The sequence below is a fragment of the Limimaricola hongkongensis DSM 17492 genome, assembly GCF_000600975.2.
In the GTDB taxonomy this organism is placed as follows: Bacteria; Pseudomonadota; Alphaproteobacteria; order Rhodobacterales; family Rhodobacteraceae; genus Limimaricola; species Limimaricola hongkongensis.
Genome location: NZ_KK088650.1, coordinates 24,296 through 49,586 on the forward strand (window position 1 = coordinate 24,296; position 25,291 = coordinate 49,586).

General features: G+C 69.5%; 24 protein-coding genes. 11 read left to right on the top strand and 13 right to left on the bottom strand.

Features of this window, described 5'->3' with window-relative positions:
• Positions 1–202 precede the first annotated feature (202 nt).
• Both LOKHON_RS04755 and LOKHON_RS04760 read left to right on the top strand, forming a co-directional pair.
• Complete coding sequence (locus LOKHON_RS04755; RefSeq protein ID WP_017928111.1) at positions 203–793, top strand: uracil-DNA glycosylase family protein; 591 nt, start codon at positions 203–205, stop codon at positions 791–793.
• Positions 793–1,572 (top strand): SseB family protein, encoded by a 780-nt coding sequence (locus tag LOKHON_RS04760; protein WP_017928112.1) that lies wholly within the window; start codon positions 793–795, stop codon positions 1,570–1,572. Before LOKHON_RS04755 ends, LOKHON_RS04760 begins: the two co-directional genes overlap by 1 nt.
• A 54-nt stretch (positions 1,573–1,626) precedes the next feature.
• Here LOKHON_RS04760 and LOKHON_RS04765 read toward each other — a convergent pair whose 3' ends face one another.
• From LOKHON_RS04765 to LOKHON_RS04795, 7 genes are all read right to left on the bottom strand, one after another.
• The gene (locus LOKHON_RS04765) at positions 1,627–2,553 is read right to left on the bottom strand and encodes a 2-hydroxyacid dehydrogenase (RefSeq protein WP_017928113.1); all 927 of its coding nucleotides are present in this window, start codon (positions 2,551–2,553) and stop codon (positions 1,627–1,629) included.
• Between the two features lies 1 nt (position 2,554).
• On the bottom strand, positions 2,555–3,694 hold the full coding sequence (gene rodA, locus LOKHON_RS04770) for a rod shape-determining protein RodA (protein WP_017928114.1): 1,140 nt from the start codon (positions 3,692–3,694) through the stop codon (positions 2,555–2,557).
• 1 nt (position 3,695) lies between these two features.
• Positions 3,696–5,636 (bottom strand): penicillin-binding protein 2, encoded by a 1,941-nt coding sequence (mrdA, locus tag LOKHON_RS04775; protein WP_017928115.1) that lies wholly within the window; start codon positions 5,634–5,636, stop codon positions 3,696–3,698.
• A 523-nt stretch (positions 5,637–6,159) separates the two neighbouring features.
• Positions 6,160–7,092, bottom strand: coding sequence for a rod shape-determining protein MreC (gene mreC, locus LOKHON_RS04780; protein ID WP_017928117.1), 933 nt, complete (start codon positions 7,090–7,092; stop codon positions 6,160–6,162).
• A 78-nt stretch (positions 7,093–7,170) separates the two neighbouring features.
• A complete protein-coding gene (locus tag LOKHON_RS04785) occupies positions 7,171–8,208 on the bottom strand; it encodes a rod shape-determining protein (protein ID WP_017928118.1) in 1,038 nt (345 codons plus the stop codon).
• Positions 8,209–8,436: 228 nt separating this feature from the next.
• Positions 8,437–10,020 (bottom strand): 2-isopropylmalate synthase, encoded by a 1,584-nt coding sequence (locus LOKHON_RS04790; protein WP_017928119.1) that lies wholly within the window; start codon positions 10,018–10,020, stop codon positions 8,437–8,439.
• 191 nt (positions 10,021–10,211) lie between these two features.
• Positions 10,212–11,012: a glutathione S-transferase family protein gene (locus LOKHON_RS04795; protein WP_017928120.1), complete on the bottom strand. Its 801-nt coding sequence runs from the start codon at positions 11,010–11,012 to the stop codon at positions 10,212–10,214.
• Between the two features lie 91 nt (positions 11,013–11,103).
• On the opposite strand from LOKHON_RS04795, the gene LOKHON_RS04800 reads away from it, so the two are divergent.
• Positions 11,104–11,817, top strand: a complete 714-nt coding sequence (locus LOKHON_RS04800; protein ID WP_017928121.1) for an SDR family oxidoreductase — start codon at positions 11,104–11,106, stop codon at positions 11,815–11,817.
• Positions 11,807–12,481 carry an SDR family NAD(P)-dependent oxidoreductase gene (locus tag LOKHON_RS04805; RefSeq protein WP_017928122.1) on the top strand — a complete coding sequence of 225 codons (675 nt, stop codon included), beginning with the start codon at positions 11,807–11,809 and terminating at the stop codon, positions 12,479–12,481. Before LOKHON_RS04800 ends, LOKHON_RS04805 begins: the two co-directional genes overlap by 11 nt.
• A 58-nt stretch (positions 12,482–12,539) precedes the next feature.
• Here LOKHON_RS04805 and LOKHON_RS04810 read toward each other — a convergent pair whose 3' ends face one another.
• Positions 12,540–14,150 carry an MORN repeat-containing protein gene (locus LOKHON_RS04810; RefSeq protein WP_017928123.1) on the bottom strand — a complete coding sequence of 537 codons (1,611 nt, stop codon included), beginning with the start codon at positions 14,148–14,150 and terminating at the stop codon, positions 12,540–12,542.
• A 194-nt stretch (positions 14,151–14,344) separates the two neighbouring features.
• On the opposite strand from LOKHON_RS04810, the gene LOKHON_RS04815 reads away from it, so the two are divergent.
• Both LOKHON_RS04815 and LOKHON_RS04820 read left to right on the top strand, forming a co-directional pair.
• The gene (locus LOKHON_RS04815) at positions 14,345–14,773 is read left to right on the top strand and encodes a DUF1801 domain-containing protein (protein ID WP_017928124.1); all 429 of its coding nucleotides are present in this window, start codon (positions 14,345–14,347) and stop codon (positions 14,771–14,773) included.
• Between the two features lie 25 nt (positions 14,774–14,798).
• Positions 14,799–16,259 carry an MFS transporter gene (locus LOKHON_RS04820; RefSeq protein ID WP_017928125.1) on the top strand — a complete coding sequence of 487 codons (1,461 nt, stop codon included), beginning with the start codon at positions 14,799–14,801 and terminating at the stop codon, positions 16,257–16,259.
• Here LOKHON_RS04820 and LOKHON_RS04825 read toward each other — a convergent pair whose 3' ends face one another.
• Both LOKHON_RS04825 and LOKHON_RS04830 read right to left on the bottom strand, forming a co-directional pair.
• A complete protein-coding gene (locus LOKHON_RS04825; protein WP_017928126.1) occupies positions 16,260–17,192 on the bottom strand; it encodes an MBL fold metallo-hydrolase in 933 nt (310 codons plus the stop codon).
• A gap of 85 nt (positions 17,193–17,277) precedes the next feature.
• Positions 17,278–17,697 (bottom strand): metallopeptidase family protein, encoded by a 420-nt coding sequence (locus tag LOKHON_RS04830; protein WP_017928127.1) that lies wholly within the window; start codon positions 17,695–17,697, stop codon positions 17,278–17,280.
• Between the two features lie 61 nt (positions 17,698–17,758).
• Between LOKHON_RS04830 and gltX the strand changes: the two genes are divergently transcribed.
• The gene (gene gltX / locus LOKHON_RS04835) at positions 17,759–19,078 is read left to right on the top strand and encodes a glutamate--tRNA ligase (protein ID WP_017928128.1); all 1,320 of its coding nucleotides are present in this window, start codon (positions 17,759–17,761) and stop codon (positions 19,076–19,078) included.
• Positions 19,079–19,190: 112 nt separating this feature from the next.
• Here the strand turns inward: gltX and LOKHON_RS04840 are convergent, their stop codons facing one another.
• Together LOKHON_RS04840 and LOKHON_RS04845 are read right to left on the bottom strand one after the other, a co-directional pair.
• Positions 19,191–21,716, bottom strand: a complete 2,526-nt coding sequence (locus LOKHON_RS04840) for an ABC transporter permease (protein WP_017928129.1) — start codon at positions 21,714–21,716, stop codon at positions 19,191–19,193.
• Entirely contained in the window at positions 21,713–22,384 is a 672-nt protein-coding gene (locus LOKHON_RS04845; protein WP_017928130.1) for an ABC transporter ATP-binding protein, read from the bottom strand. The genes LOKHON_RS04840 and LOKHON_RS04845 overlap by 4 nt, the downstream gene beginning before the upstream one ends.
• On the opposite strand from LOKHON_RS04845, the gene LOKHON_RS04850 reads away from it, so the two are divergent.
• On the top strand, positions 22,383–23,099 hold the full coding sequence (locus LOKHON_RS04850; protein WP_017928131.1) for an arylesterase: 717 nt from the start codon (positions 22,383–22,385) through the stop codon (positions 23,097–23,099). The two genes, LOKHON_RS04845 and LOKHON_RS04850, sit on opposite strands and share 2 nt — an antisense overlap.
• A 33-nt stretch (positions 23,100–23,132) precedes the next feature.
• On the top strand, positions 23,133–23,336 hold the full coding sequence (locus LOKHON_RS04855; protein WP_017928132.1) for a dodecin family protein: 204 nt from the start codon (positions 23,133–23,135) through the stop codon (positions 23,334–23,336).
• A gap of 76 nt (positions 23,337–23,412) precedes the next feature.
• On the opposite strand, the gene LOKHON_RS04860 is transcribed toward LOKHON_RS04855, so the two are convergent.
• Positions 23,413–23,619, bottom strand: coding sequence for a cold-shock protein (locus LOKHON_RS04860; RefSeq protein ID WP_017928133.1), 207 nt, complete (start codon positions 23,617–23,619; stop codon positions 23,413–23,415).
• 234 nt (positions 23,620–23,853) lie between these two features.
• Here LOKHON_RS04860 and LOKHON_RS04865 point away from each other — a divergent pair, with 234 nt between their 5' ends.
• Both LOKHON_RS04865 and LOKHON_RS04870 read left to right on the top strand, forming a co-directional pair.
• Positions 23,854–24,672 (top strand): TolB family protein, encoded by an 819-nt coding sequence (locus LOKHON_RS04865; RefSeq protein WP_017928134.1) that lies wholly within the window; start codon positions 23,854–23,856, stop codon positions 24,670–24,672.
• Positions 24,669–25,274 carry a nicotinate-nucleotide adenylyltransferase gene (locus LOKHON_RS04870; protein WP_017928135.1) on the top strand — a complete coding sequence of 202 codons (606 nt, stop codon included), beginning with the start codon at positions 24,669–24,671 and terminating at the stop codon, positions 25,272–25,274. The genes LOKHON_RS04865 and LOKHON_RS04870 overlap by 4 nt, the downstream gene beginning before the upstream one ends.
• The last annotated feature ends 17 nt before the right edge of the window (positions 25,275–25,291 follow it).

Consider the following 25,291-nt stretch of genomic DNA (forward strand, 5'->3'; position numbering starts at 1 on the left):
CGGCGTCATGGACCCTTGGCGGGGGCCTGCGCGTTTGGCGATCAAACCCCGTTCACCGCAGGAGACATGTCATGCGCAAGCTCTTCAAATATGTCGCGATCTGGAAACTGGTCCGCAAGGTGCTGCGCCGCGGGCGCCGGGCCTGAGGCGTGGTCTTGCGCGACGTCCTGCGCGATGACGCCGCGCGCGCCGGGCGCATGTGATGGAGCAGCTTCGGACCGAGCTTTCCGCCTGCCGCCTGTGCGCCGACCGCTTTGCCGCCACCGCCACGCGCCATGCGCCGCGCCCGGTGGTGTGGTTCCGCCCCGGTGCCCGGCTCTTGATCGCGAGCCAGGCGCCGGGGCTGCGCGTGCACGAGGCGGGCACGCCGTTCTGGGACCGGTCGGGCACGCGGCTGCGCGACTGGCTCGGGCTCGACGAAGAGAGCTTCTACGACCGGTCGCGCGTGGCCATCGTGCCGATGGCCTTCTGCTTTCCCGGCTATGACGCCAAGAATTCGGATCTTCCGCCACCGCCGATCTGCGCGCGGGTCTGGCGCGACCGGGTGCTGTCGGAGCTGACGGATATCCGCCTGACCGTGCTGATCGGCGGCGCGGCGATGAACTGGCATCTGGGCCGCGGGCCCGGCGTCACCGAACGGGTCCGCGCGTGGCGCGACCATGCGCCGGACCTCTTTCCCTTGCCACATCCGTCATGGCGCAATACCGCGTGGCTCAAGCGCAACCCGTGGTTCGGCGAGGAGGTGCTTCCCGCGCTGAAATCGCGGGTCCGCGAGGTGATGGAGGACGCATGATGGAAACCGGTCTCGACGTGGCCTCGGCCGCCATGGATGCCGCGCCCGAGGATGACGCGGCGCGGCTGCGCTATTACGGCCGTCTCGCGGATGCCGAGCTTTACATGCTGCTCTCCGAGGCGGCGGAGGAAGACAGCGTCTCGCCGGTGCTGATCGAGGAAGACGGGCAGAGCTACGCCGTGGTCTTCGACAGCGAGGAGCGGCTGTCGGACTATGCGGGCGGCGCGGCCTACCACGCCGCGGTGCCGGGCCGGGCGCTGGCGCAGATCCTGGGCGGGCAGGGGCTTGGCCTCGCGCTCAACCCGCGCGTGGCGCCCTCGGCGCGGCTTTTGCCGCCCGCGGCGCTGGGCTGGCTGGCCGACACGCTGACCCATGCGCCGCGCGAATCCGCCGACCGCCCCGTCGCGGTGAACCCGCCCAAGGATTTCCCCGAGACGCTTCTCGCCGCGCTCGACGAAAAGCTCACCTCGGCGCGCGGCATGGCGCGCGAGGCGTGGCTGGTGCGGGTCGAATATGCCGATGGGCGCGAGGCGCCGCTTCTGGCCTTTCTCGACCCCGCGCCGGTGGCCGAGCGCGGCCTTGCCGTCGCCGTTGGCGAGGCGCTGACATTCTCCGGGCTGGAGGAGGGCGCGCTCGATGTGACCTTCTTGTCGAGCGGTTCGGAAACCGCCCGCCGCATCGCCCGCGTCGGCCTGCGGCTGAAGCTGCCGCAGCCGCATGTCGCGCCCGGCCGGAAAGCCCCCGGCACCGACCCCGACAAGCCGCCGCGCCTGCACTGAGGCCACTTTGTTCCCCAAATACGCAAATTCCCCGGCCGCCCCGCGCGGCCGGTGTCAGTAACCGCGCGCCCGGTCCACCAGATACAGCAGCGGCGCGCCCGCCTCCGAGCGCCGGATATTCTCCACGATCACCTGCGCGGCGGTGGCGGGTCGCGTGGCCGAGGCGACATGCGGTGTCACGGTGACGCGCGGATGCGCCCAATAGGGGTGATCCGCGGGCAGAGGCTCGGTGCGGAACACGTCGAGCGTCGCATGCCCGATCCGGCCCGCATCGAGCGCCGCGAGCAGCGCCGCGTCGTCGATCAGCGGCCCGCGCCCGGGGTTGATCAGCGCCGCACCGGGGGCGGGCAGGGCGAGGCGGCGCGCGTCGAGCAGGTTCTCGGTCCCGGGCGTCAGCGGCAGCAGCGTCACCACGATCTCGGCCCCGGTGAGCGCCCGTTCCAGCCCGTCTTCGCCCGACAGGCAGCGCAGCCCGTCGATCTGCTTTTGCGTCCGGCTCCAGCCCGTCACCGGAAAGCCCAGATGCGCCAGCGTCTGCGCGCAGGCCCGGCCCAGAGCGCCGAGCCCCAGCATGGTCACGGGCCTGTCGGCGGCAAGCGGCGGTGCCACCGGGCGCCAGCCGCATCCGGGGTTCACCACATGCGCGTCCATGCCGAGATGATGGCGCAGCACGTGACCGGTCACGTATTCGACCATGCCGCGCTCCAGCCCGGCATCGACCATCCGCGTCAGCGGCTGGGTCAGGGTGGCGTTGCCGACGATCCTTTCGACCCCGGCCCAGAGGCTGAGCACCGCGCGGGTGCGGCTGTAGGGCGTGAAGTCGCGCAGGTCGTCATTGGGCGCATAGACGATGTAGTCGATCGTTTCGGGCGCGGCCTCGCGCACCAGCTGCGCCTCGATCCCGGCCTCGGTCAGCATGTGTGGCAGCAGGTCGCGATAATCGGCCCAATCGCTGTCGGGCGCGGAAAACAGGATCTTCATGTTACCTCGGCTTGTGGACATGGGCGCTTTGTACCAGCCCGAAGGCCAGAAGCAGCACCAGCATCGCCGATCCGCCATAGCTCACCAGCGGCAGCGGCACGCCGACCACGGGGGCAAGCCCCATCACCATCGACATGTTCACCGCGAAGAACAAGAAGAAGGTCATGGTGATGCCGAGCGTGAGCAGCGAGGCAAAGCGGTCGCGGTTGTTCACCGCCGAGACGACGCAGAAGAAGATGATCAACGCATAGAGCGCCAGAAGGGTCGACGCGCCGACGAAGCCGAACTCCTCGGCCAGCGTGGTGAAGATGAAATCGGTGTGCTTTTCGGGCAGGAAGTTCAGCCGCGACTGCGTGCCCTGCATGAAGCCCCGCCCGGTCCAGCCGCCCGATCCCAGCGCGATCTTGGCCTGGGTGATGTGGTAGCCCGCGCCCAAGGGATCGTTGGAGGGGTCGATGAAGGTGTCGATGCGGCGGTACTGGTAATCCTTCAGAAGCTGCCACGACGTCCCGCGCGAGACGAACACCGCATAGACCGTGCCGAGCCCGGCGGCGATCACCGTCAGGAAATAGGCCCAGTGGACCCCGGCGGCGAACATCACCGTCGCCCCGCCGATCAACAGCAAGAGCGCGGTGCCCAGATCGGGCTGCGACAGCGTCAGCAGCGTCGGGATCGAGATGAACACCACCGGCAGCAGCACCCAGAAGATATGCGAGGTACGCCGGATCGGCAGCCAGTCGTAATAGGCGGCGAGAAACATCACGAGGCTGACCTTCATCAGCTCGGAGGGTTGCAGGCGAATGGGGCCGAGATCGATCCAGCGCTGCGCGCCCATGCCGACCTCGCCGAACATGTCGACCGCCACCAGAAGCGCGAGCGAGCCGCCATAGGCCAGCAGCGCCATGTTGCGCCAGAACCAGATCGGCACCATGGCGACGACGATCATCGCCACCATGCCGACGCCAAAGCGCTTCATCTGCGGCTCCATCCAGGGCCGGGGCGAGCCGCCCGCGACCGAGTAGAGCATCAGGAAGCCAAAGCTGCACACGGCCGCGATCAGCAGGATCACCGGCCAGTTGAGATAGAGCAGCTTGCGAAAGCCCGTGGGGACGAACTTGGCGTTGGTTTCGAGATAGCTCATGTCAGGCCCTGTCCGAGGCGCTGGTGCCGCGCGCCACGTGGTTCTCGATGCGCTTTTGCTGCTCGGCGATCTCGTCGCGCAGATGCGACGGGTAGGCGTCGAGCGGCGGCGGCCCGTCATAGAGCGCCTGCAGCGTCACGTCGCGCGCGATCGGCGCCGCGACCGAAGAGCCGCCGCCGCCATGCTCGACCACCACGGCCACGGCGTAGCGCGGGTTGTCATAGGGCGCGAAATTGACCCACAACGCGTGGTCGCGCCGCTCCCATGGCAGGTCGGCATTCGATGTCACGCCACGCGCCCGTTCCTCGGCGGTGATGCGGCGCACCTGGCTGGTGCCGGACTTGCCGGCCATCTCGAAGCCCTCGGCCACGATCCGGGCGCCGAACCCGGTGCCGCGCCGGGCGTTGGAGACGTCGTTCATCGCCGCGCGCACCCGGCGCAGGTAGTTCTCGTTGAGCCCCATCGGTTCGCCCGCGCCCGAGGGCTGGATCTCGCCGCCGATCGAATGGATCAGCCGGGGCCGCACGTCGCGCCCCGTGGCCAGCCGCGCCGTCATCACGGCGAGCTGCAACGGCGTCGCCAGAACGTAGCCCTGGCCGATCGAGGCGTTGACCGTGTCGCCGATGCGCCAGCTTTCGCCATAGCGGTCGCGCTTCCACTTGGTGTCGGGGGCGACGCCCTCGCTCACCGCCGACATCGGCACGTCATGCGCGACCCCGATGCCGAGACGGCGCGCCATCTCGGCGATCCGGTCGATGCCGATCTTCTGGCTCACCTCGTAGTAATAGACGTCGCAGCTTTCCTGCAGGGAGCGGTGCATGTTGACGTTGCCATGCCCGCCGCGCCGCCAGCAATGGAACCGGGTGCCGCCGACCTCGGTATAGCCGGGGCAGTACTCGGTGTCCTCGGGGCCGACGAGCCCCGATTCCAGCGCCGCCAGCGCCACCACCATCTTGAAGGTGGAGCCGGGCGGATAGGCGCCCTGCACGGTCTTGGCCGAAAGCGGGCGATACTTGTTCTCGTTCAGCCCGGTCCAGTCCTTGACCGAGATGCCGCGCACGAAGAGGTTCGGATCGAAGGTGGGCGCCGAGGCCACGGCGCGCAGATCGCCGGTCTCCAGATCCATCACCACCACCGAGGCGCTTTCGCCTTCGAGCCGGGCCTCGGTGTAGCTTTGCAGCTTGCTGTCGATGGTGAGCTGGATGTCGGCGCCGGACTTGCCTTCCTCGCGGTCGATCTCGCGCATCACGCGGCCCGCGGCGTTGACCTCGATCCGCTTCGTGCCGGCGGCGCCGCGCAGCGGTTCCTCGAACTTGGCCTCGACGCCGGTCTTGCCGATCTGAAAGCGCGGGATCTGCATCAAGGGGTCGGGGTTGTCCATCTTCGACAGGTCGTAATCCGACACCGGGCCGACATAGCCCACCACATGCGCGGTGTCCGAGCCGCGCGGGTAATGGCGCGACAGCCCGACCTCGGCGGTGATGCCGGGCAGGGCGGGGGCGTTGACCGTGACGCGCGCCACGTCGTCCCACGGCACCCGTTCGGCCACGGTGACGGGCACGAAGGCCGAACGCCGCCGCATTTCGGTCTTGGCGCTTTCGATCGCTTCGGGGGGCAGCGAGATCAGCCGCGCCAGCCGGTCGAGCGTGTCGTCGACATCGCCCGCCTCCTCGCGGGTGATGACGATGCGGTAATTCTGTTCGTTGACCGCGAGCGGCACGCCGTTGCGGTCGAAGATCAGCCCGCGGGCGGGCGGAATGAGCCGCATGTTGATGCGGTTCTCCTCGGCGAGCGAGCGGTAGATCTCGCCCTCCTCGACCTGCATGGAGCGCATCCGCCAGCCCAGCACGCCGACCATGCCGAGCTGCGCCGCGCCGATGACGAGACTGCGCCGCCCGATGCGGCGGGCGCTTTCGGCGGTTTCCTTCGGCGGTCGCTTCATGCGGAGATCCTCCGGCGGGTGTCGGTCGGGTTGCGGTCGAGACGCAGCAGCCAGCGCGCGGCGACGGCCACGACAGGGGTAGACCAGCGCCGTCGCGATCGCCTGGCTCGTCACCAGCGCCGCGGGCGGCGCGGGCACCATCGTCACGAGCAGCACCAGCTGCGCCGCGGCGAGGATGCCCGCCACCGCGAGACCGGCCGCGCCCCATTCGACCGCGAAGCCGCCCGCGCGCAGCCGGTGATGCCGGCGCCGGAGCATCTCGGTCGCGATCACCGTCAGCGCCGCCATCAGCCCCGGCGGGCGCTGGAACAGGAAATCGGTCAACAGCATGATCGCCGCCACGAGCCAGACCGGCGCCAGCGCCGGGCGCCGCAGGGTCCACAACAGCACCACCGCGAGCAGCAGGTCCGGCCCGGCCCAGCGCGGCGGCAGCGTGTCGAGCGGCAAGAGCCGCAGGAAGATCAGCCCCATGGCGAGGCCCGCGAAGCCCGCGCGCCCCAGCCAGAGCCGGGCCTGGCGCGGGTTAGCCATCGCCGGCCTCCTCCGCCGCGTCGGGCGTGTCGAGGGCCGGGGCGGGCGGGCCGAAGACCTCGCGCGGCTCAGGCACGATCAGGCGGCCCGTTTCGTCCACCGTCTCGGCCTGGTGGCTGCGCAGCACCCGCAAAAACTCCAGCCGTTCGTAATCGGCGGCCAGCCGGATCCGCAGCCGCCCGTCGGCGCCCATCGTCACCTGTCCGACCAGCAGGTCGGCGGGAAACATGCCGCCATCGCCCGAGGACACGACCCGGTCGCCGGGGCGCACGAGGTCGGGGTTCTCGAGAAAATCGATCGGCGGATAGATCGTGTTGTCGCCCGCGAGGATCGCGCGCTGCCCCGAAGGCTGGATCGTCACCGGGATGCGGCTCGACGTGTCGGTCAGGAGCAGCACCCGGCTGGTGGCGTGGCCCACGCCCGAGATCCGGCCCACCAGGCCGATCCCGTCCATCGCGGGCCAGCCGTCGAGCACGCCGTCGCGCGCCCCGACATTGACCAGCACCGATTGCCGGAAGGGCGATCCGCTGTCGGCCATCACCACGCCGGTGATGTAGGTCAGCCGCGGATCGAGCCGGACATTGTTGAGATCCAGAAGCTTGGCGTTCTCCTGTTCGAGCTGCAGCGCCGCCTCGCGCCATGCGCGCATCTGCTGCAATTCGCGCCTGAGCTGCTGGTTCTGCTCGTGCAGCCCGGCATAGCTGTGGAAATTGCCGACCATGGTGACCAGCCCGGTCACCGGCGCCAGCGCCCAGTCGAAGGAGGGCAGCACCCGGTCGACCACCTCCGCGCGCATCCGTTCGACGCGCGGGCTGTCGATGCGCCACAGCGCGAACAGCGCCAGCAGCGCCAGCAAAAGCAGCCCGACCAGCAGCCTGCGGATCGGGCGGGCAAATTCCTCGCCGCTGTTCTTAGGTCTCGCCAAGGAGCGCGCACCCCCTCGTGATATGGCATGTCAGCCCCCGCGGGGGCGGGGACGGGACACCCGGGCCGGGTGCCGCGATCAGCTGTCGTAGTCTATCACATGGCGCAGCTGTTTTTCGTATTCCAGCGCCTTGCCGGTGCCCAGCGCCACACAGTTGAGTGACTCGTCGGCCACGGAGACCGCAAGCCCGGTCTGCTCGCGCAGCGCGAGGTCGAGCTGCCCCAGAAGCGCGCCGCCGCCCGTCAGCATCACGCCGCGATCGACGATGTCGGCGGCGAGATCCGGCGGCGTCGCCTCGAGCGCGGTCATCACCGCCTCGCAGATCTGCTGCACCGGCTCGGCCAGCGCCTCGGCGATCTGCGCCTGTGAGATCTCGGTTTCCTTCGGCACGCCGTTCAGGAGGTCGCGGCCCCGGATATGCATCGACTGGCCGCGCCCGTCATCGGGCATCCGCGCGGTGCCGATCTGGGTCTTGATCCGCTCGGCCGTGGCCTCGCCCACCAGAAGATTGTGCTGACGGCGCAGGTAGCTGACGATCGCCTCGTCCATCCGGTCGCCGCCGACCCGCACCGAGCGGGCATAGACGATGTCGCCAAGCGAGAGCACCGCGACCTCGGTGGTGCCGCCGCCGATGTCCACGACCATGTTGCCGGTGGGATCGGTGATCGGCATGCCCGATCCGATCGCCGCGGCGATCGGCTCGGCGATCAGGCCCGCGCGCCGCGCGCCCGCCGACATCACCGATTGCCGGATCGCGCGCTTTTCCACCGGGGTCGCGCCATGCGGCACGCAGACGATGATCTTGGGCTTGGAGAAGGTCGTCCGCTTGTGCACCTTGCGGATGAAATACTTGATCATTTCCTCGGCGACGTCGAAATCGGCGATCACGCCTTCGCGCATCGGCCGGATCGCCTCGATCGAGCCCGGCGTCCGGCCCAGCATCAGCTTGGCGTCCTCGCCGACGGCGAGCACCTTCTTGACGCCGTCCTTGACGTGGTAGGCCACCACCGAAGGCTCCGACAGCACGATGCCGCGGCCCTTGACATAGACCAGCGTGTTCGCCGTGCCGAGGTCGATCGCCATGTCAGACGAAAACAAGCTGCCCAATCCGAACATGGCGTGATCTATCCCGCTTCCAGTGCTGTGATGTTCCGCGACTCCGAGCGCCTGCGGACCTCGGGCCTTATAGGCATGACGGCCCCTCGCGGAAAGGCCTGCAACCGATGCGGTCAGCGCATTTTCGCCGTTTCCCGCAGTGTCGTTGCGTTCCGGCCCCGGCCCCGACCCCGGACGCCCCCGGCTCTGGGCGGCGCCGATGCGCCGCCCGGGGCCGGGGACACCGGCTCAGCTGTTCGCGTCGTAATAGCCGATATCCTTCATGTCGGCCCCCGGCGCGGTCTTTTCGCGCCGCACCAACAGCCGGTTCACGGCGTTGATATAGGCCTTGGCCGAGGCGACGACGGTGTCGGTGTCGGCCGACTGGCCGGTGCCGATGCGCCCGTCCTCCTCGAGCCGGACCGACACGGTGGCCTGCGCGTCCGTGCCTTCGGTCACCGCCGCCACCTGGTAGAGCTGCAGCCGCGCCTCGTGCGGGAACAGCGCCTTGATGGCGTTGAAGGTGGCGTCGACGGGGCCGTCGCCGGTCGCGTCGATCGAGCGGTCCTCGTCGTCGATGCTCAGCGTCATCTCGGCATGCTGCGGGCCTTCGGTGCCGCAGATCACCTTGAGCGATTTCAGCCGCACCCGGTCCGAGACCGCCTCGTTCTGGCGCACCAGCGCGATCAGGTCCTCGTCATAGACCTCCTTCTTGCGGTCGGCCAGCTCCTTGAACCGCACGAAGGTGTCGTTGAGCTGGTTGTCGGCCATCTCGAAGCCCAGATCCTTGAGCTTGGCGCGCAGCGCCGCGCGGCCCGAATGCTTGCCCAGCGGCAGCGAGGTGCCCGACAGGCCCACATCCTCGGGGCGCATGATCTCGAAGGTCTCGGCGTTCTTGAGCATCCCGTCCTGGTGGATGCCGCTTTCATGCGCGAAGGCGTTCTTGCCGACGATCGCCTTGTTGAACTGCACCGGGAAACCCGAAACGGTCGCGACGCGGCGCGAGATGTTCATGATCCTGCGCGTGTCGACGCCGGTGTCCCACGGCATGATGTCGTGGCGCACCTTGAGCGCCATCACCACCTCTTCGAGCGCGGTGTTGCCCGCGCGCTCGCCCAGGCCGTTGATCGTGCATTCGATCTGCCGCGCGCCGCCCTCGACGGCGGCCAGCGAATTGGCCGTCGCCATGCCCAGATCGTTGTGGCAGTGGGTCGCGAAGATGATGTCCTCCGCGCCCGGCACCTCCTTGATCAGCCGGCGGATCAGGTCGGCCGATTCAACCGGGGCGGTATAACCCACCGTGTCGGGGATGTTGATCGTCGTGGCGCCCGCCTTGATCGCGATCTCGACCACGCGGGCGAGGTAATCCCATTCGGTCCGGGTCGCGTCCATCGGCGACCACTGCACGTTGTCGCACAGGTTGCGCGCATGGGTCACGGTCTCGTGGATCCGCTGCGCCATCTCGTCCTGCGACAGGTTGGGGATGGCGCGGTGCAGCGGCGAGGTGCCGATGAAGGTGTGGATGCGCGGCGAGCGGGCGTGCTTCACCGCCTCCCAGCAGCGGTCGATATCCTTGAAATTGGCGCGGGCGAGGCCGCAGATCGTGGCCTGCTTCGACTGCTTGGCGATCTCGCTCACCGCCTTGAAATCGCCCTCCGAGGCGATCGGGAAGCCGGCTTCGATGATGTCGACGCCCATCTCGTCGAGCAGCTCGGCGATCTCCAGCTTCTCGGCATGGCTCATGGTGGCGCCGGGCGATTGCTCGCCGTCGCGCAGCGTCGTGTCGAAGATCAGGACGCGGTTCTCGGGGCGGGTGTCTGGGGTCGTGATCATGTCGGATTGTCCTTCTGGTCCGGGTGCTTGTCCGGCGCGTTCATCCCCTCTGAGCGGTCGCGCCGAATGGCACGCTCAGAGGCGCGTAAGGAGAAGGAGGGTCCGAAGCGCGAACGGGGCCGCAGGGGACGAAAGGGAAATGTTCCGGCTCATGAGCGGGACTATATCGCCCGATTCCGCGATGAAAACCCCTAAGAGACGAGAAGTCCCAACTCCGCATCCGAGGCGACGCGGTCATACTTGTCAGACGGCGGCATCGGGCGGTCGCGCCAGTCCGGCTCGAACGCGAAGCTCGACCTCTCGCGCCCCTCGGGCCGCGCGCCGTTGCCCGACCCAACGGCGTAATCGTAATAGAGCTTGACGATCTGGTCGTAGCGCACCTGCTGCGCCGCTTCGTGATCGAGGCAGGCCGCGCGCCAGCGCCGGACCCGCGCGAACTCCGGCGTGTCGGGCAATTCGAAGCCCTCGTAATGATCGAGAAACCAGAACCGCATCATCAGCGGCGTGTAGACGATCTCGGGCAGGCCGAAGCGGTCGAACAGCCACGTGCCGTCAGGGTTGTGCCGCTCCAGCATGTCGCCGAGCCAGCGGTAATGGCCGAGCAGCGCCGCGCGCTTGTCATCGGTCCGGGTCCGGTCGGTGTTCATCACGAAGCCGTAGCCCGCCATGCCGAACGGCCCCTCGCGGGTGATGAACAGCCGCTCGATGCCGCGCTCGAACGGGTCTTCGCGGGCGATGCGCGGCGTGGCCCAGCGTTCCTCGACATAGCGCAGGATCACGAGGCTTTCCTTGAGGATGCCGCCCCCTTCGGTCTCCAGCACCGGCAGCGCGGTGGTGCCGCCGGTCTTCTCCAGAAGCCAGCCGGGGCGTGGCTCGGTGATGTCGATGACGCGGAACGCGACCGCGTCGGACAGCCCCTTGAGCGCGAGCAGGATCTCCACCCGTTGCGAAAACGGGCAGACCGGGATGTGGTAGATGACCGGCTTGTTCATGAACGCCCCTCCCTCGTGCGCCATCATGCCACGCTGCACCGATGCCTGCCAAGAATTGACCGGCGGCGGGGGGCGGCTAGGTCGCTCTGACATGACACAGGACATCAAACGGGCGCTCGTCACCGGCGGCGCGAAGGGCATCGGGCGCGGCATCGTCGCGCGGCTGGTGAAGGAGGGCTGGCAGGTCGCGGCCATGGATCGCGACGCGGCGGCGCTTGCCGATCTGCCGACCGGCGCGCGCGGCATCGAGGCCGATGTCTCGGACGAGGCGCAGGTCGCGGCCGCCATCGCCGCGACCGGCTGGGACGGGCTCGACCTTCTGGTCAACAATGCCGGGCTGGCCAGCCCGGAGGTCGGCCCGATCGAGGAGTTGGACCTCGCGACGTGGAACGCCTTCATCGGCACCAATCTCACCGGCGCCTTGCTGATGGCCAAGCATGGCGTGCCGCTCTTGCGCGCGCGGCGCGGCGCCATCGTCAACATCACCTCGTCCCGCGCGGTGCAGTCCGAGCCGCAGACCGAACCCTATGCCGCTGCCAAGGGCGGTCTGACCGCGCTGACCCACGCGCTCGCCGTCTCGCTCGGCCCCGAGATCCGGGTGAACGCCATCGCGCCGGGCTGGATCGTCACGACGGGCTGGGACGAGCTGCGCGAGATCGACCACGCCCAGCACCCGGCGGGCCGCGCAGGCCGCCCCGAGGACGTGGCCGAGGCGGTGCTGTGGCTGGCGCAGGCGGGCTTCATGACCGGCGAGAGCATCCTTCTCGACGGCGGCATGACCCGAAAGATGATCTATGCCGAGTGACGCCCCCGCCACCGCGCTGGTGATCGGCGCCTCGGGCGGCATCGGCGCCGCGCTTGCCGCCGCGCTGGAGGCGCGCGGTTCGGCGGTGACGCGGCTGTCGCGCAGCGCCGACGGGTTCGACGTGACCGACCCGGCCTCGGTCGAGACACATCTGGGCGGGCTGGGCGGTTCGTTCGAGCTGATCCTCGTCGCGGTGGGCCTCCTCGCGCCAAAGGGGCAGGGGCCCGAGAAATCGCTCGATGCCATAGAGGCCGGGACGATGGCGCGGGTCATGGCGGTCAACGCCATCGGCCCGGCGCTGATCCTGCGCCATGTGCCGCGGCTTCTGGCGGCGGGTGGGCGCTGCGGCGTGTTGTCGGCGCGGGTCGGCTCGATCGGCGACAACGGTATCGGCGGCTGGCATTCCTACCGCGCGTCCAAGGCGGCGCTGAACCAGATCGTGCACGGCGCCGCGATCGAACTGAGGCGCCACGACAAGGGCGCGGTGCTCGCCGCGCTGCATCCCGGCACGGTCGAAACGGCGTTCACCGCCCCCTATGCCGGACGCCACAGCATGGTGACGGCGAAAGAGGCGGCGCAGAACCTGCTGCGGGTCATGGGACGGCTCGGCCCGGCGCAGTCGGGCGGATTCTTCGACTGGCGCGGCGAAGAGGTGCCGTGGTGATACCGGCGCCGGCGTGGCAGGTGCGGTCTCCGATGTAGATGCCGCGCGGGGCTGAACGCTAGTTCGCGGTCGTCTCGTCGGTCTGCGCCTCGGCTGCCTCGTCCTCATCCCCGTCCGGGGCAGGGGCACCGTCTTCGGGCGCCGTCTCGCCGGTCTCCGGCGCATCGGTCGCGCCGTCGGTGCCGGGCGCGGCCTCGTCGGCCCCGGCGGGAGCGTCCGGGGTGCGCGGTGTCTCTTCCGCGCCATCCTGCGGCGCGTCTTCCGTTTCGGCGTCGCTCTCGACCGGGGCGTTGCCGACAAAGGCGCCGTCGCGCCAGCCGCCATCCTCGGTCTCGCCGGTGGCATAGCGCATCACGCCGCGCCCCTGCCTGCGCCCGTCGCGGAACGCGCCTTCGTAGACGTCGCCATTGGCATAGGTCGCCACGCCTTCGCCCTCGATTTCACCTTCGGACCACTGGCCTTCATAGGTGAAACCGTCGGGCATGGTGATCTTGCCTTCCCCGTGCCGTTGCCCGTCCTCGAAGCCGCCTTCATAGACGGTGCCGTCGGCATAGGTGGCGATGCCCTGTCCCTCGCGCTGGCCGCCGACCCAGCCGCCTTCATAGCTGTAGCCGTCGGCATAGGTCATCCTGCCCTGCCCGTGGTTCTGCGCGTTGAGGAATTCGCCCTCGTAGACGAGACCGTTGGCGTATGTGGCGGTGCCCGTGCCCTCGATCACGCCCTCGCGCCAGTCGCCCTCATAGGTGGAGCCGTCGGGATAGGTGATCTTGCCGGTGCCGTGGGCGAGATCGTTCTCGAACCGGCCCTCATAGACCGACCCGTCGGGATAGGTGACCTTGCCCATCCCCTCGATCCGCCCCTCGGCCCAGGCGCCGACATAGCGGTAGCCATCCGTGCCGGTGAAGCTGCCCTGCCCATGGCGGCGGTCATTCTCGAAATTGCCTTCGTAGACGTCGCCATTGGCGTATTCGACCCGGCCCTCGCCTTCGCGCTTGCCCGCGACGAAGCGGCCTTCGTAGACATCGCCATTGGGCTGTTCGAGCCGGCCTTCGCCCTCGATCTGCCCGTCGCTCCAGCCGCCTTCGTAGACCAGCCCGTCGGGCATTTCGAGACGGCCCTGGCCGTCGCGCTCGCCGCCCCTGAGCGTGCCCGCATAGGTGGAGCCGTCGGGATAGGTGATTTCGCCTTCGCCTTCCTTGACGCCGTTGATCCACTGGCCGTCATAGACATAGCCGTCCGGGCTGGTGAGCGTGCCGCTGCCGTGATGCATGGCGTTGCGGAATTCGCCCTCGTAGCGGGTGCCGTTGGCGTATTCGGCGGTGCCGCGGCCGGTGATCTTGCCGTCCTCCCACTCGCCCTCATAGGTGCCGCCATCGGCAAAGGTGATCCGGCCCACGCCCTCGGGCTTGCCGCGCGCGAACTGGCCCTCATAGACCGAGCCGTTGGGAAAGGTGGCGCGGCCCTCGCCGCGGATTTCGCCTTCGAACCATTCGCCCTCGTAGGCATAGCCATTGGGCAGCCGGTAGCTGCCCTGACCATGCTGGCGGCCATTGAGAAAGGTGCCCTCGTAGACGCCGCCATCCTCGTATTGCTTGGTGGTGATCTCCTGCGCATGGGCGCCCGGCGCCTGCGCAAGCGTCGCCGCCGCCGCGAGAGTGAACGCGCGCATGGCTCGTGCCGACATGACCGATTGCCCCCGATCGCTGGGCCCGGTTCGACCGGTCCCTGTTTCCGCTTTCGCGTTAGAGTAGCGGTGCCCCCGGCCCAAGACAACAGCCCCCGGCAGGCGCGCCGGGCGGGCTTGCGCCGGCGCCGCGCGCCTCTAATCTGCGATCGACCCCGACCGTTGCCGGAAAAGCCGCCATGCCCGAGAACAAGACCATGCCCACCGGCGCAAGCGTGTCCGCCTTTCTCGACGCGGTGACGCCCGAGCGCAAACGCGAGGACGCGCAGGCGCTCGATGCGCTGTTTCGCGAGGTGACGGGCTACGTGCCGCAGATGTGGGGGCCGTCGATCGTCGGCTACGGCGCCTATGACTACGTCTATGACAGCGGCCGGACAGGGCGTTTCCTCGCCACCGGGTTTTCGCCTCGAAAGGCGAACCTCGTGCTCTACATCATGCCCGGCTACGACGCGGCCAACCCGATCCTCGACCGTCTGGGCAAGCATCGGCTGGGCAAATCGTGTCTTTACATCAACAAGCTCGCCGATGTGGATCGCGGCGTTCTGGCACAGCTGATCCGGCACGGGCTCGACCGGCTGGCGGGCTACTGGCCGGTGCATCCGATCTGATCCGGGCCCGCCCGCAAGGACCGACATGACAGAAGACGACACGCCCCTCAGGGGCCGCTGGATCGCCATGGCGGCGCTTTTGGTGGCGGGGTTCATGAACCTGATCGACGTGACCATCGTCAACGTCGCGATCCCGTCGCTGCAGGCGGCCTTCGATGCCACCGACAGCCAGATCGAATGGGTCGTCGCCGCCTATATCCTGAGCTTCGCGCTGTTCTTGCTGCCCGCGGGCCGGCTGGGCGACGTGGTCGGGCGGCGGCGGATGTTCGTGATCGGGGTCACGGTCTTCACCATCGCCTCGGCGCTGTGCGGGCTCGCGCCGGGCATCGGCGGCCTCGTGGCGGCGCGGGTGTTGCAGGGCATCGGCGGCGCGATGATGACGCCGCAGACGCTGGCGCTGGTGCCCGCGCTGTTCCCGCCGCGCGAACGCGGCGCGGCCTTCGCGCTGTTCGGCCTTTCGGCGGGGCTTGCGAGCGTCACCGGGCCGGTGCTGGGCGGGTTCCTGATCGGCGCCGACATCGCGGGGCTCGACTGGCGGCCCATTTTCCTCGTCAACATTCCCGTGGGCGTGATCGCGGTTCTGGCCGCGATGCGCTTCGTGCCGAAGATCCCCGGCGACAAGGCGCTGCGCCTCGATCTCGTCGGCATGGCGCTGGCGGGCACGGGGCTGATGCTGCTGCTGTTTCCGCTGATCGAGGGGCGCCAGCTCGGCTGGCCGCTGTGGTGTTTCGCGATGATGGCCGCCGCCATGCCGGTGGGCGTGGGCTTCGTGCTGTGGCAACGCCGCCAGGCCCGCGCGGGCGCGCCGCAGCTGATCCCGGCAAGCCTTCTGGCCAATGGCGACTATGTGACGGGCTCGATGCTGGCGACGCTGCTCTTCGCGGGCATCCCGGGGTTCTTTCTCGTCTTCGCGATCTTCCTTCAGGTGGGCTTCGGGCTGACGCCGCTGCAATCGGGGCTCACCACCATGCCGTTCTCGCTCGGCGTGCTGGGTGCGTCGGTGCTGTCGGGCCGCCTCGGCACGCGCTGGCCGCGCGAGCGGATCACGGCGGGGGCGGTGCTTCTGGTGACCGGGATGACGGCGCTGCGGCTGGTGCTGCCCGACGAGGACGGGGCGCTGTCGCGCCTGGCCTTCGTGCTGCCTCTGGGTCTTGCCGGGCTCGGGCTCGGCACCGCCGTCTCGCCGTTGTTCCAGACGGTGCTCGCCAACGTGGCCGACCGCGACACCGGCGCGGGATCGGGCGCGCTGCAAAGCTTTCAGCAGGTCGGCGGCGCGCTGGGCGTGGCGGTGATGGGGCAGCTGTTCTTCGGGATGCTGCGCGCGGGCGGCGGCCACCCGGACGCGCTCTCGGCTTCGCTGTGGTTCAACGCCGCCGCCTTTCTCGCCGTGGCGCTGCTGGTCTGGCGGTTGCCGGAACCGCGCCTCGTGCCGGGGCGGGGCACGCCGGGGCAGGGCGGCAGGTCCGCCCCCGCCCCGGCGGAGTGATCAGAGCGTCAGCTGGTAGCTGTGCGGCACCCATGCAAAGCCGTCATCCACCGCCATGACATAGCCCGCTCCGGGAAAGGGCATGTGGTAGCCGATCACCGGCATCTTGCGCTCGGCCGCCATCGACAGCACCCGGCGCCGGGTCTCGACCGCCATGTCCTTGTCGGTGTCGAAGCTGACATGCCAGTCCGGCTCGCCCACCGACCAGACGTAATGGTTGGCGGTATCGGCCATCAGCAGCAGCTCGCCCTCGCTTCCCGTCACGGTGAAGACGAGGTGGCCCGGCGTATGGCCAAAGGCCGCCATCGCGGTGAGCGGGCCGAGCTGGTCGCCATCCTCGATGAATTGCAGCTCCGCCTCGAGCGGCCGTACCTTGGCCTCGAAGCCTTCGTTGTCCTGCCCGGCCCAGTGGTCGAACTCGACCCGCCCGGCGTGGTGCGAGGCGTTGGCAAAGGTCTTTTCCCCGGCCTCGGTCATCAGCCCGCCGATATGGTCGCCATGCATGTGGGTCAGCACCACATGGGTGACATCCCCGGGCGAGCGGCCTGCGGCCTCCAGCGCGGCGGTGATGCCCGCCGCGTCGAGGCCGGTATCGACGAGGATCACGTTTTCGCCCGCCTCGACCAGCACCGGGTTGAAGAAGAACCGCGCCTCCTCGGAGGGGATGAAGTTCTCCTCGCTGACCTGTGCGAAGGTCGCGTCGTCGACATTGAGCCCGAAGATGGCGTGCGGCTCGGGCACGACGCGGCTGCCGGCGAGCAGGGTGGTCACCTTGACGTCGCCCAGCGTGAAGGCGCGGTGCGTCGGAAGCGCGACGCCGTTCTCGGCCGGGGCGGACTGGGCGCGGGCGGTGCCGGGCAGGCCCGCGCTCGCGGCCAGTGGCAGTGCCGCACCGGCCATGAGCGCCGCGCGGCGGCTGATGGAATGGGACATCTGAGGTCTCCTCTGCGGTATGTCCCGCCAGAGGATAGGGCGCGCCGGGGGCTTTCCCAGCGTCAGCTCGCACGCAGGTTGTGCGTCACAGCCACCATTGATCGATCGCGGCGATGTCGTCGTCGGACCAGCCGAAATGATGCGCGAATTCATGCACCGTCACATGCGCCACCATCTCGGCCACCGTGACATCGCCGCGCTCGGCCCATTCGTCGAGGATCGGCCGCCGGAACAGCCAGACCACGTCCGGCCCGTGCGGCACGTCCCAGTTGGATTTCTCGGTCATCGGAATGCCGTCATAAAGCCCGGTCAGCTCGAACGGCTCCATCTCCATCTGGTCGAGAATGTCGTCGGGGGCGAAATCCACCACCCGCAGCGCCACCGCGCGCGCCGCCGCCCGGAACGGCGCGGGCAGGGTGTCGATCACGTGGCGGGCGATCGCCTCCATCTCGTCGAGAGAGGGGGCGAGCGGGCTTTGGGCAAAGGGGTCGGGCGTGCTCTCCATGCCCCCGATATGGACAAAACGCCGTCCTTGTGAAAGAGCCCATGGCGAACAGGAGAGCCCCATGACAACGACCCGTTTCGCCCCGTCCCCCACCGGCTGGATGCATATCGGCAACCTGCGCGCCGCGCTGTTCAACCACGCCATCGCGCGGCAACAGGGCGGGGAATTCATCCTGCGCATCGACGACACCGACCAGGAACGCTCCAAGCCCGAATATGTCGACGGCATCCTCGAGGCGCTCGACTGGCTTGGCATCACCCATGACCGGGTGGAGCGGCAGTCCGACCGGATGGAGCGCTACACGGCGGCGCGCGAGAAGCTGGTCGCCGACGGGCGGCTCTACGAATGCTTCGAGACCCCGGCCGAGCTGGATCTCAAGCGCAAGAAGCAGCTCAACATGGGCAAGCCGCCGGTCTATGACCGCGCCGCACTCGACCTCAGCGACGCCGAGAAGGACCGCCTGCGCGCCGAGCGCGGCAGCCATTGGCGCTTCAAGCTCGACCGCGAGCGGATCGAGTGGGAGGACGGCATTCTCGGCCCGATCTCGATCGACGCGGCGAGCGTGTCGGACCCGGTGCTGATCAAGGAAAGCGGGCAGGTGCTCTATACCTTCGCCTCCTCGGTCGACGACGCGGAAATGGGCATCACCGACGTGGTGCGCGGCTCGGACCACGTGACCAACACCGCGACCCAGATCCAGATCATCCGCGCGCTGGGCTTTGAGCCGCCGCGCTTCGCGCATCACAGCCTGCTCACCGGACCGCAGGGCGAGGCGCTCTCCAAGCGGCTCGGCACGCTGAGCTTGCGCGATCTGAAGGACGCGGGCATCGAGCCGATGGCGATCCTGAGCCTGATGGCGCGGCTGGGCTCGTCGCAGCCCGTGGAGCTGCGCCAGACGCCCGAAGAGGTGATCGAAGGGTTCGACATCGCCAGCTTCGGCGCCGCGCCGACCAAGCTCGACCCCGCCGATCTGGAGCCGCTCACCGCGCGCTGGCTGTCGCAGCAACCCCTCTCCGAGGTGCGGGCCGATGTCGCCGCCGCGGGCGTGCCGGACGACTTGGCCGAACCGTTCTGGGCGGCGGTGCACGAGAACCTCAAGACCCGAGCCAGCCTCAAGGAATGGTGGGCGGTGTTCCGCGACGGCCGCGCGGGCCGAGCCGAGCCCGAGGATGCCGAGTTCGTGGCGCAGGCGCTGGGCCTTCTGGGCGAGCCGCCCTACGGCCCCGAGACGTGGAAGCAGTGGACCGATGCCGTGAAGGCGGAGACGGGCCGCAAGGGCAAGGGGCTGTTCTTGCCGCTGCGCCGCGCCGTCACCGGCATGGATCACGGCCCCGAAATGGCGGGCGTCATGGCGCTGATGCAGGTCAAGCCGCAGCTCTGATCCGAAACGCGACCGGCACCGCCCGCACCCAATGGGAGGCGGGCGGGGCCGGTCATTTTTCCTACCATGGCCGACCGGCGCGCCGCAGGGCGACCCGCCGAACCGGGCCGGTTCAGTCCTGCGCCCTGAGCACCTGCGCCGGGCGGACCTTCAGGGGCCGCCACGCAAAGCCCAGCCCCGCCATCAGGCTGGCGATCGCCCCACCCAGCACGATGCCGATGGCCGAGGTCCAGATCACCGCGAAATCCGTCTCCATCACGAAGCGCGCCACCGCCCAGCCGCCAAGCACGCCCGCGCCGAGCGCCACCAGCCCGGCGGCGGCGCCCAGGAGCGCCGCGCGCAGCGCAAAGCTCGCGAGGATGCGGCGGCGCGAGGCGCCGAGCGTCTTGAGGATCGCCGCCTCGTAGGTGCGCGACCGCTCACCCGCCGCCGCCGCCCCGATCAGCACCAGAAACCCGGTGAGCAGCGTGGCCGCCGCGCCATAGCGGGTGGCCGCCGCGATGCCGTCGATCACCCGTGTCACCTGCGCGATGGCGTCGCGCACGCGGATCGCGGTGATGTTGGGATAGGCATCGGCCAGGTCGCGCAGGATCGCGGCCTCGGCCTGCTCCTCGGCATAGACGGTCGAGATCCAGCTATGCGGTGCCCCCGCGAGCGCGCCGGGGTTCATCGACATCACGAAGGCGATGGCCGCCGATCCGAAATCGACGCGGCGCAAATTGGCGATGGTCGCCGTCACGTCGCGGCCCAGTACGTTGACGGTGATCTCGTCGCCGACGCCGAGCCCGATCTCCAGCGCCTCTTCCTCGGCAAAGCTGATCAGCGGCGGGCCGTCATAGCCTTCGTCCCACCATTCGCCCGCGACGATCTCCTCGTCCTCGGGCGGCGTGGTCGAATAGGTCAGGCCGCGGTCGCCATGCAGCACCCAGTGATCGGCCACCTCGCGCGCGGGGCGGCCATTGATGCCGGTGATGATGCCGCGCAGCATCGGCGCGCTGTCGACGCGGGAGACCTGCGGATCGCCGTCGAGCCTTTCGCGAAAGCCGTCGATCTGCTCGGGTTGGATGTCGACGAAGAAATAGGCGGGCGCGACCTGTGGCAGATCGTCGGTAATGGCGCGGCGCAGGTTGCCGTCGATCTGGCCCACCGCGGCCAGCACCGACAGGCCGAGCCCGAGCGACAGCACCACCGAGCCGGTTTCACCGCCGCGCTTGCCGATCGCGCCGAGTGCCAGCCGCAGGCCGGGCCGCCCGCGCAAGCCCCGCCCGAAGCGCCGCGCCAGCGCCTGCACGCCCAAGGCCGCGAGCGACAAGAGCACCAGCGCGCCCGCGATGCCGCCCGCGGTCGACAGCGTCAGCCGCCATGTGCCCGAAAACAGCACCGCCGACGCCAGAAGCACCGCCACGAGCCCGAGGATGGTGCTTAGGTAACGCCGCCGGGGCAGGGCGCCGCCCGCGCCCATCGCGTCGCGAAACAGCGTCGCGGCGCGCACGTTTTCCGTCCGCGCCAGCGGCCAGAGCGTGAAGATCCCCGCCACCAGCGCGCCGTAAAGCGCCGCCTCGACCAGCGGGCGCGGATAGATCCCGAACTCCGCCGGGATCGGCAGCCGCGCGGTGATCAGCGGCGCCAGCGCCAGAGGAGCCAGCACCCCGAGCGCCAGCCCGATGGCAAGGCCCAGAAGCGTCAGCGCGCCGATCTGGAAGAAATAGGTCAAAAAGATCGTCGACCGCGTGGCCCCAAGCGTCCTGAGCGTGGCGATGGTCGCGGTCTTGCCCGACAGATAGGCCCGCACGGCGGCCGAGATGCCGACCCCGCCCACCGCGAGACCCGACAACCCGATCAGCACGAGAAACGAGCCGAGCCGGTCGATGAACACCTCCGTGCCGCCCGCGCCGCGCCGCGCGTCGCGCCAGCGCAGCCCGCTGTCGCGAAACCGCGTCCCTGCCTCGTCCTCGAGCGCCTGAAGATCGGCGGCGGGGGGCAGGTCCATGCGGTACATGGTCGAGAACAGCGTGCCTTCGGCCAAGAGCCCCGACGCCGCCAGATCCGCGCGCAGCACGAGGCTGCGCGGCCCGAAGTCGAAGCCGCCCGAGGCGCTGTCGGGATAGCGCGCGAGCACCGCCGAGAGCACGAAATCCTGCGTGCCGAGCCGGACGCGATCGCCGGGCGACAGCGCCAGCCGGTCCACCAGGGCCCGCTCCATGACGATGCCGGGCAGGCCGTCTGCACCCGCGAAGGCCGCCTCGAGCGGCATCTCCGGCTCCAGCCGGACCTGTCCGATCAACGGATAGGCATCGTCCACCGCGCGGATCTGGGTCAGCGCGCGCTCGGCCTCGCCGCCGCGATCGACCACCGCCATGGAGCGGAAATCGACCACCTCCGAGACGGTTTCGGCCACGCCCCGCATCCAAGCCAGCTCGTCATCGGTGGCGTAGCGATAGGTCAGCTCGATCTCGGCGTCGCCACCGAGGATCGCGGCGCTTTCGCGCTCCAGCCCGGCCTGGATCGCGGAGCGGACCATGCCGACGGCGGCGATGGCGGCAACGCCGAGCGCGAGGCAGGCGAGAAAGATGCGAAAGCCGCGCAGGCCGCCGCGCAGTTCGCGCCGCGCGAGGCGGGCCGACAGCGCGAGGCTCATGCCGCCACCCGCCCGTCATCGAGCCGCACCACCCGGTCGCAGCGTTCGGCCAGCTCGGGCGCATGCGTCACCATCACCAGCGTCGCGCCATGCCGGTCGCGCAGATCGAACAGGAGATCCATGATCTGCGCGCCGTTGGCGGCATCGAGATTGCCGGTGGGCTCGTCGGCCAAAAGGATCTTGGGATGCGGCGCGGTGGCGCGGGCCAGCGCCACGCGCTGTTGCTCGCCGCCCGACAGCTGGCCGGGATAATGGCCCGAGCGATGGCCGAGCCCGACCGCCTCGAGTTGCGCCTCGGCACGATCATGCGCATCGCGCAGCCCGGCAAGTTCCAGAGGGATTGCAACATTTTCCAGCGCGGTCATTGTCGGGATCAGGTGGAAGGACTGGAACACCACACCCATATTGTCACGGCGGAACCGGGCCAGCGCGTCCTCGTCCAGCGCGGTGAGATCATGGCCCAGCGCCGCGACGGAGCCGCCGGTGGCGCGCTCCAGGCCGCCCATGAGCATGAGGAGAGACGACTTGCCAGAGCCACTCGGACCGACGAGCCCCAGCGTCTCGCCCGGCGCCACGTCGAGCGTGATCCCGTGCAGGATCTCCACCGGGCCGGCATTGCCCGACAATGTCAGCTCGGCATCAAGAAGGGAGAGGACGGGGTCGGTCATGGCTCGGGCCTTTCATCGCGCACGCCCCGAGCGATATGGCGCAAGCGCCGCGATGCGCAAGCTGTTGGCGTTGCTGCTGATCGCCGCAGCCCCCTTGGCCGCGCAGGCCGAGGATCTGGTCATCGCGGCGCTGGGCGACAGCCTGACCGCGGGCTACGGGCTGCCGCAGGATGACGGGCTGGTGCCGCAGCTTCAGGGCTGGCTCGACGCGCAGGGCGTGGAGGTGCGGCTCGTCAATGCGGGGGTGTCGGGCGACACCTCGGCGGGCGGGCTGGCGCGGGCCGACTGGACGCTCACGCCGGAGGTCGACGCGATGATCGTGGCACTGGGCGGCAATGATTTCCTGCGCGGGCTCGACCCGGACGCGATGGCGGCCAATCTCGACGGCATTCTCGACAAGGCCGAGGCGGCGGGGGTCGAGACGCTTCTGGTGGGGATCAAGGCGGGGCCGAATTACGGGCCCGATTATGCCGCGGAGTTCGACGCGGCCTATGCCGACCTCGCCGCCGCGCATGGCGTGCCGCTCTATCCCGATTTCTTCGCACCGCTGCAAGGCGGGCGCGGCGTCGAGGCGGCGCGGCGGGCCTATCTGCAGGCCGACGGTATCCACCCCAACGCCGACGGCGTGGCGCTGATCGTCGAGGCGCTGGGGCCCGAGGTGCTGAAGCTGGCCGAACGGGCGCGCGGCGATGGATCGCGGGCCGAGGCGCGCTAGATCTGAGGAGGTCGCAACAGGGAGGATCACGTCATGTCCGTCGCCAAGGTCACGGAGATCATCGCCGCCTCGCCCGACAGTTTCGACGACGCCGTGCGGCAGGGGATCGCGCGGGCGTCCGAAACGCTCAAGGGCATCACCAGCGCCTGGGTGTCCGAGCAGAAGGTCGCGGTGGAGAACGGCCAGATCAGCGAATACCGCGTGACGATGCGGGTCACCTTCATCCTCGGAGACTGAGCCCGAACGAGAACGGGCGCGGCCATGGCCGCGCCCGTTCCGAGATCCTGGCGAAAGGGGCGCGCGGCCCCGCCGCTTACATCGGCTTGAGGTTCACCGCCGATTCGCGGCCATCGCGGCCGGCTTCGATGTCGAAGCTGATCTTCTGGTTGTCGGCGAGGCCGGTCAGGCCCGAGCGCTCAACGGCGGAAATGTGGACGAAAACGTCCTTGCTGCCGCCATCGGGGGCGATGAAGCCGTAGCCTTTGGTGGTGTTGAACCATTTCACGGTGCCGGTAGCCATCGTGCTGTCTTCCTTACAAGTCTCCGCGCGCGGTATTGCGGCGGTTTCGGCTCTGTCAGTGCTGATCGAGGGACTGAGGCCGTAAAGGAGACAGTGGTCGATAGAGGTAACGTCGCCTTGTCCAGTTAATCCGAATCGGCCAGAAAATCAATTCGCATTCGGGGGCCGTTCGGGCCGGTTCGGCGGGTCTTCGCCCGGATCGCGCGCCGCGCCGGCCGCCGCGGGGGGAGCGCGATGAAAAGCGAGATCTGCATCTGGCGCCGCGATGGCGGCGTGACGCTGCGCCATGGCTGCGAGGGCCGGGTCGAGGCGCCGAACTGGTGCGCGGACGGGTCGATCCTCGTCAATGCCGCGGGGCGGTTGTGGCGGCTCGCACCGGGCAGCGCACGGCTCGACCCGGTCGAGACCGGCTTTGCCGACCGGCTCAACAACGATCACGCCCCGTCGCCCGACGGCACGCTGATCGCGATCTCCGACAAGGTCGAAACCGGCGCTTCCTGCATCTACCTGGTGCCGATGGCGGGCGGCGCGCCGCGCCGGATCACCCGCACCGTCCCGTCATGGATGCATGGCTGGAGCCCGGACGGGCGCTGGCTGGTCCATGCCGGGGCGCGGGGCGGCGGGCCGGTGGGGATCTATCTCACCGAGGTGGAAACCGGCGCGGAGCGCTGCGTGACGGATGAATTCGACCACGCCGACGGGCCGGATTTCTCGGTCGACGGGGCGTGGATCTGGTTCAACGGCGAACGCGACGGCGCGGTGGACATCTGGCGCATCCGCCCCGATGGCACCCGTGCCGAGCGGATGACGCGGGGCGCGGGCGTCGACTGGTTCCCGCACCCTTCGCCCGATGGCCGCGAGGTCGTGCATCTGCGTTATCCGCCGGGCACGGTCGGGCACCCCGCCGATCTCGACGTGGCGCTGTGGCTGATGCCGCAATCGGGCGGGCCGGGCCGCGAGATCGCGCGGCTGCGCGGCGGGCAGGGCAGCCTGAACGTGCCGTGCTGGGCGCCCGACAGCTCGGGGTTCGTGTTCATCCGGTACCGGGCATGAGCGCGGGCTGGCCGCGCGGGCGCGCCGGGCAGGCGATCGGGCTCTTGGGCGGGTCGTTCGATCCGGCGCATGAAGGCCACATGGCGATCACGCTGGAGGCGATCCGCCGGTTCCGGCTCGACCGGGTGTGGTGGATGGTGAGCCCGGGCAACCCGCTCAAGACCCGCCGCCCGGCGCCGATGGCGCGGCGTATCGCGCAGGCCGAGCGGGTGGCGCTGCACCCCAAGATCCGCGTCACCGACATCGAGGCGCGGCTTGGCACGCGCTATACCGCGCAGACCATCGCCCGGCTCACCGCGCGCTATCCGGGGGTCGATTTCGTCTGGCTGATGGGGGCCGACAACCTCGTGCAACTGCATCGCTGGCAGGATTGGCGCCAGATCGTGGACACGGTGCCGATGGGCGTCTTCGCGCGGCCCGGCGACCGGCTGGCGGCGCGGCTGTCGCGCGCGGCCCGCGTGTATCGCGGCGCGCAGCTGCCGATGCGCGCCGCCGAGGGGCTGGCCCGCGCCCGCGCCCCGGCATGGTGCTTCGTGAACCTGCCGATGTCCGCCGTCTCCTCCACCGCGATCCGCGCCGGCGGAGACTGGCCCGCCGGGTGAATTCTTGCGAAAGCGTG

Bases quoted from the DNA above. Each gene is read 5' to 3' on its own strand.
- LOKHON_RS04855 (WP_017928132.1), top strand. From the start codon at position 23,133: ATGTCCGTCGCCAAGGTCACGGAGATCATCGCCGCCTCGCCCGACAGT.
- gltX (WP_017928128.1), top strand. From the start codon at position 17,759: ATGACAACGACCCGTTTCGCCCCGTCCCCCACCGGCTGGATGCATATC.
- mrdA (WP_017928115.1), bottom strand. From the start codon at position 5,636: ATGAAGCGACCGCCGAAGGAAACCGCCGAAAGCGCCCGCCGCATCGGG.
- LOKHON_RS04805 (WP_017928122.1), top strand. From the start codon at position 11,807: ATGCCGAGTGACGCCCCCGCCACCGCGCTGGTGATCGGCGCCTCGGGC.
- LOKHON_RS04830 (WP_017928127.1), bottom strand. From the start codon at position 17,697: ATGGAGAGCACGCCCGACCCCTTTGCCCAAAGCCCGCTCGCCCCCTCT.
- LOKHON_RS04800 (WP_017928121.1), top strand. From the start codon at position 11,104: ATGACACAGGACATCAAACGGGCGCTCGTCACCGGCGGCGCGAAGGGC.
- LOKHON_RS04790 (WP_017928119.1), bottom strand. From the start codon at position 10,020: ATGATCACGACCCCAGACACCCGCCCCGAGAACCGCGTCCTGATCTTC.
- LOKHON_RS04870 (WP_017928135.1), top strand. From the start codon at position 24,669: ATGAGCGCGGGCTGGCCGCGCGGGCGCGCCGGGCAGGCGATCGGGCTC.
- LOKHON_RS04840 (WP_017928129.1), bottom strand. From the start codon at position 21,716: ATGAGCCTCGCGCTGTCGGCCCGCCTCGCGCGGCGCGAACTGCGCGGC.
- LOKHON_RS04760 (WP_017928112.1), top strand. From the start codon at position 793: ATGGAAACCGGTCTCGACGTGGCCTCGGCCGCCATGGATGCCGCGCCC.
- LOKHON_RS04865 (WP_017928134.1), top strand. From the start codon at position 23,854: ATGAAAAGCGAGATCTGCATCTGGCGCCGCGATGGCGGCGTGACGCTG.
- LOKHON_RS04820 (WP_017928125.1), top strand. From the start codon at position 14,799: ATGACAGAAGACGACACGCCCCTCAGGGGCCGCTGGATCGCCATGGCG.
- LOKHON_RS04795 (WP_017928120.1), bottom strand. From the start codon at position 11,012: ATGAACAAGCCGGTCATCTACCACATCCCGGTCTGCCCGTTTTCGCAA.
- rodA (WP_017928114.1), bottom strand. From the start codon at position 3,694: ATGAGCTATCTCGAAACCAACGCCAAGTTCGTCCCCACGGGCTTTCGC.
- LOKHON_RS04850 (WP_017928131.1), top strand. From the start codon at position 22,383: ATGGCTCGGGCCTTTCATCGCGCACGCCCCGAGCGATATGGCGCAAGC.
- LOKHON_RS04860 (WP_017928133.1), bottom strand. From the start codon at position 23,619: ATGGCTACCGGCACCGTGAAATGGTTCAACACCACCAAAGGCTACGGC.
- LOKHON_RS04815 (WP_017928124.1), top strand. From the start codon at position 14,345: ATGCCCGAGAACAAGACCATGCCCACCGGCGCAAGCGTGTCCGCCTTT.
- LOKHON_RS04810 (WP_017928123.1), bottom strand. From the start codon at position 14,150: ATGCGCGCGTTCACTCTCGCGGCGGCGGCGACGCTTGCGCAGGCGCCG.
- LOKHON_RS04755 (WP_017928111.1), top strand. From the start codon at position 203: ATGGAGCAGCTTCGGACCGAGCTTTCCGCCTGCCGCCTGTGCGCCGAC.
- LOKHON_RS04825 (WP_017928126.1), bottom strand. From the start codon at position 17,192: ATGTCCCATTCCATCAGCCGCCGCGCGGCGCTCATGGCCGGTGCGGCA.
- LOKHON_RS04845 (WP_017928130.1), bottom strand. From the start codon at position 22,384: ATGACCGACCCCGTCCTCTCCCTTCTTGATGCCGAGCTGACATTGTCG.
- LOKHON_RS04765 (WP_017928113.1), bottom strand. From the start codon at position 2,553: ATGAAGATCCTGTTTTCCGCGCCCGACAGCGATTGGGCCGATTATCGC.
- LOKHON_RS04785 (WP_017928118.1), bottom strand. From the start codon at position 8,208: ATGTTCGGATTGGGCAGCTTGTTTTCGTCTGACATGGCGATCGACCTC.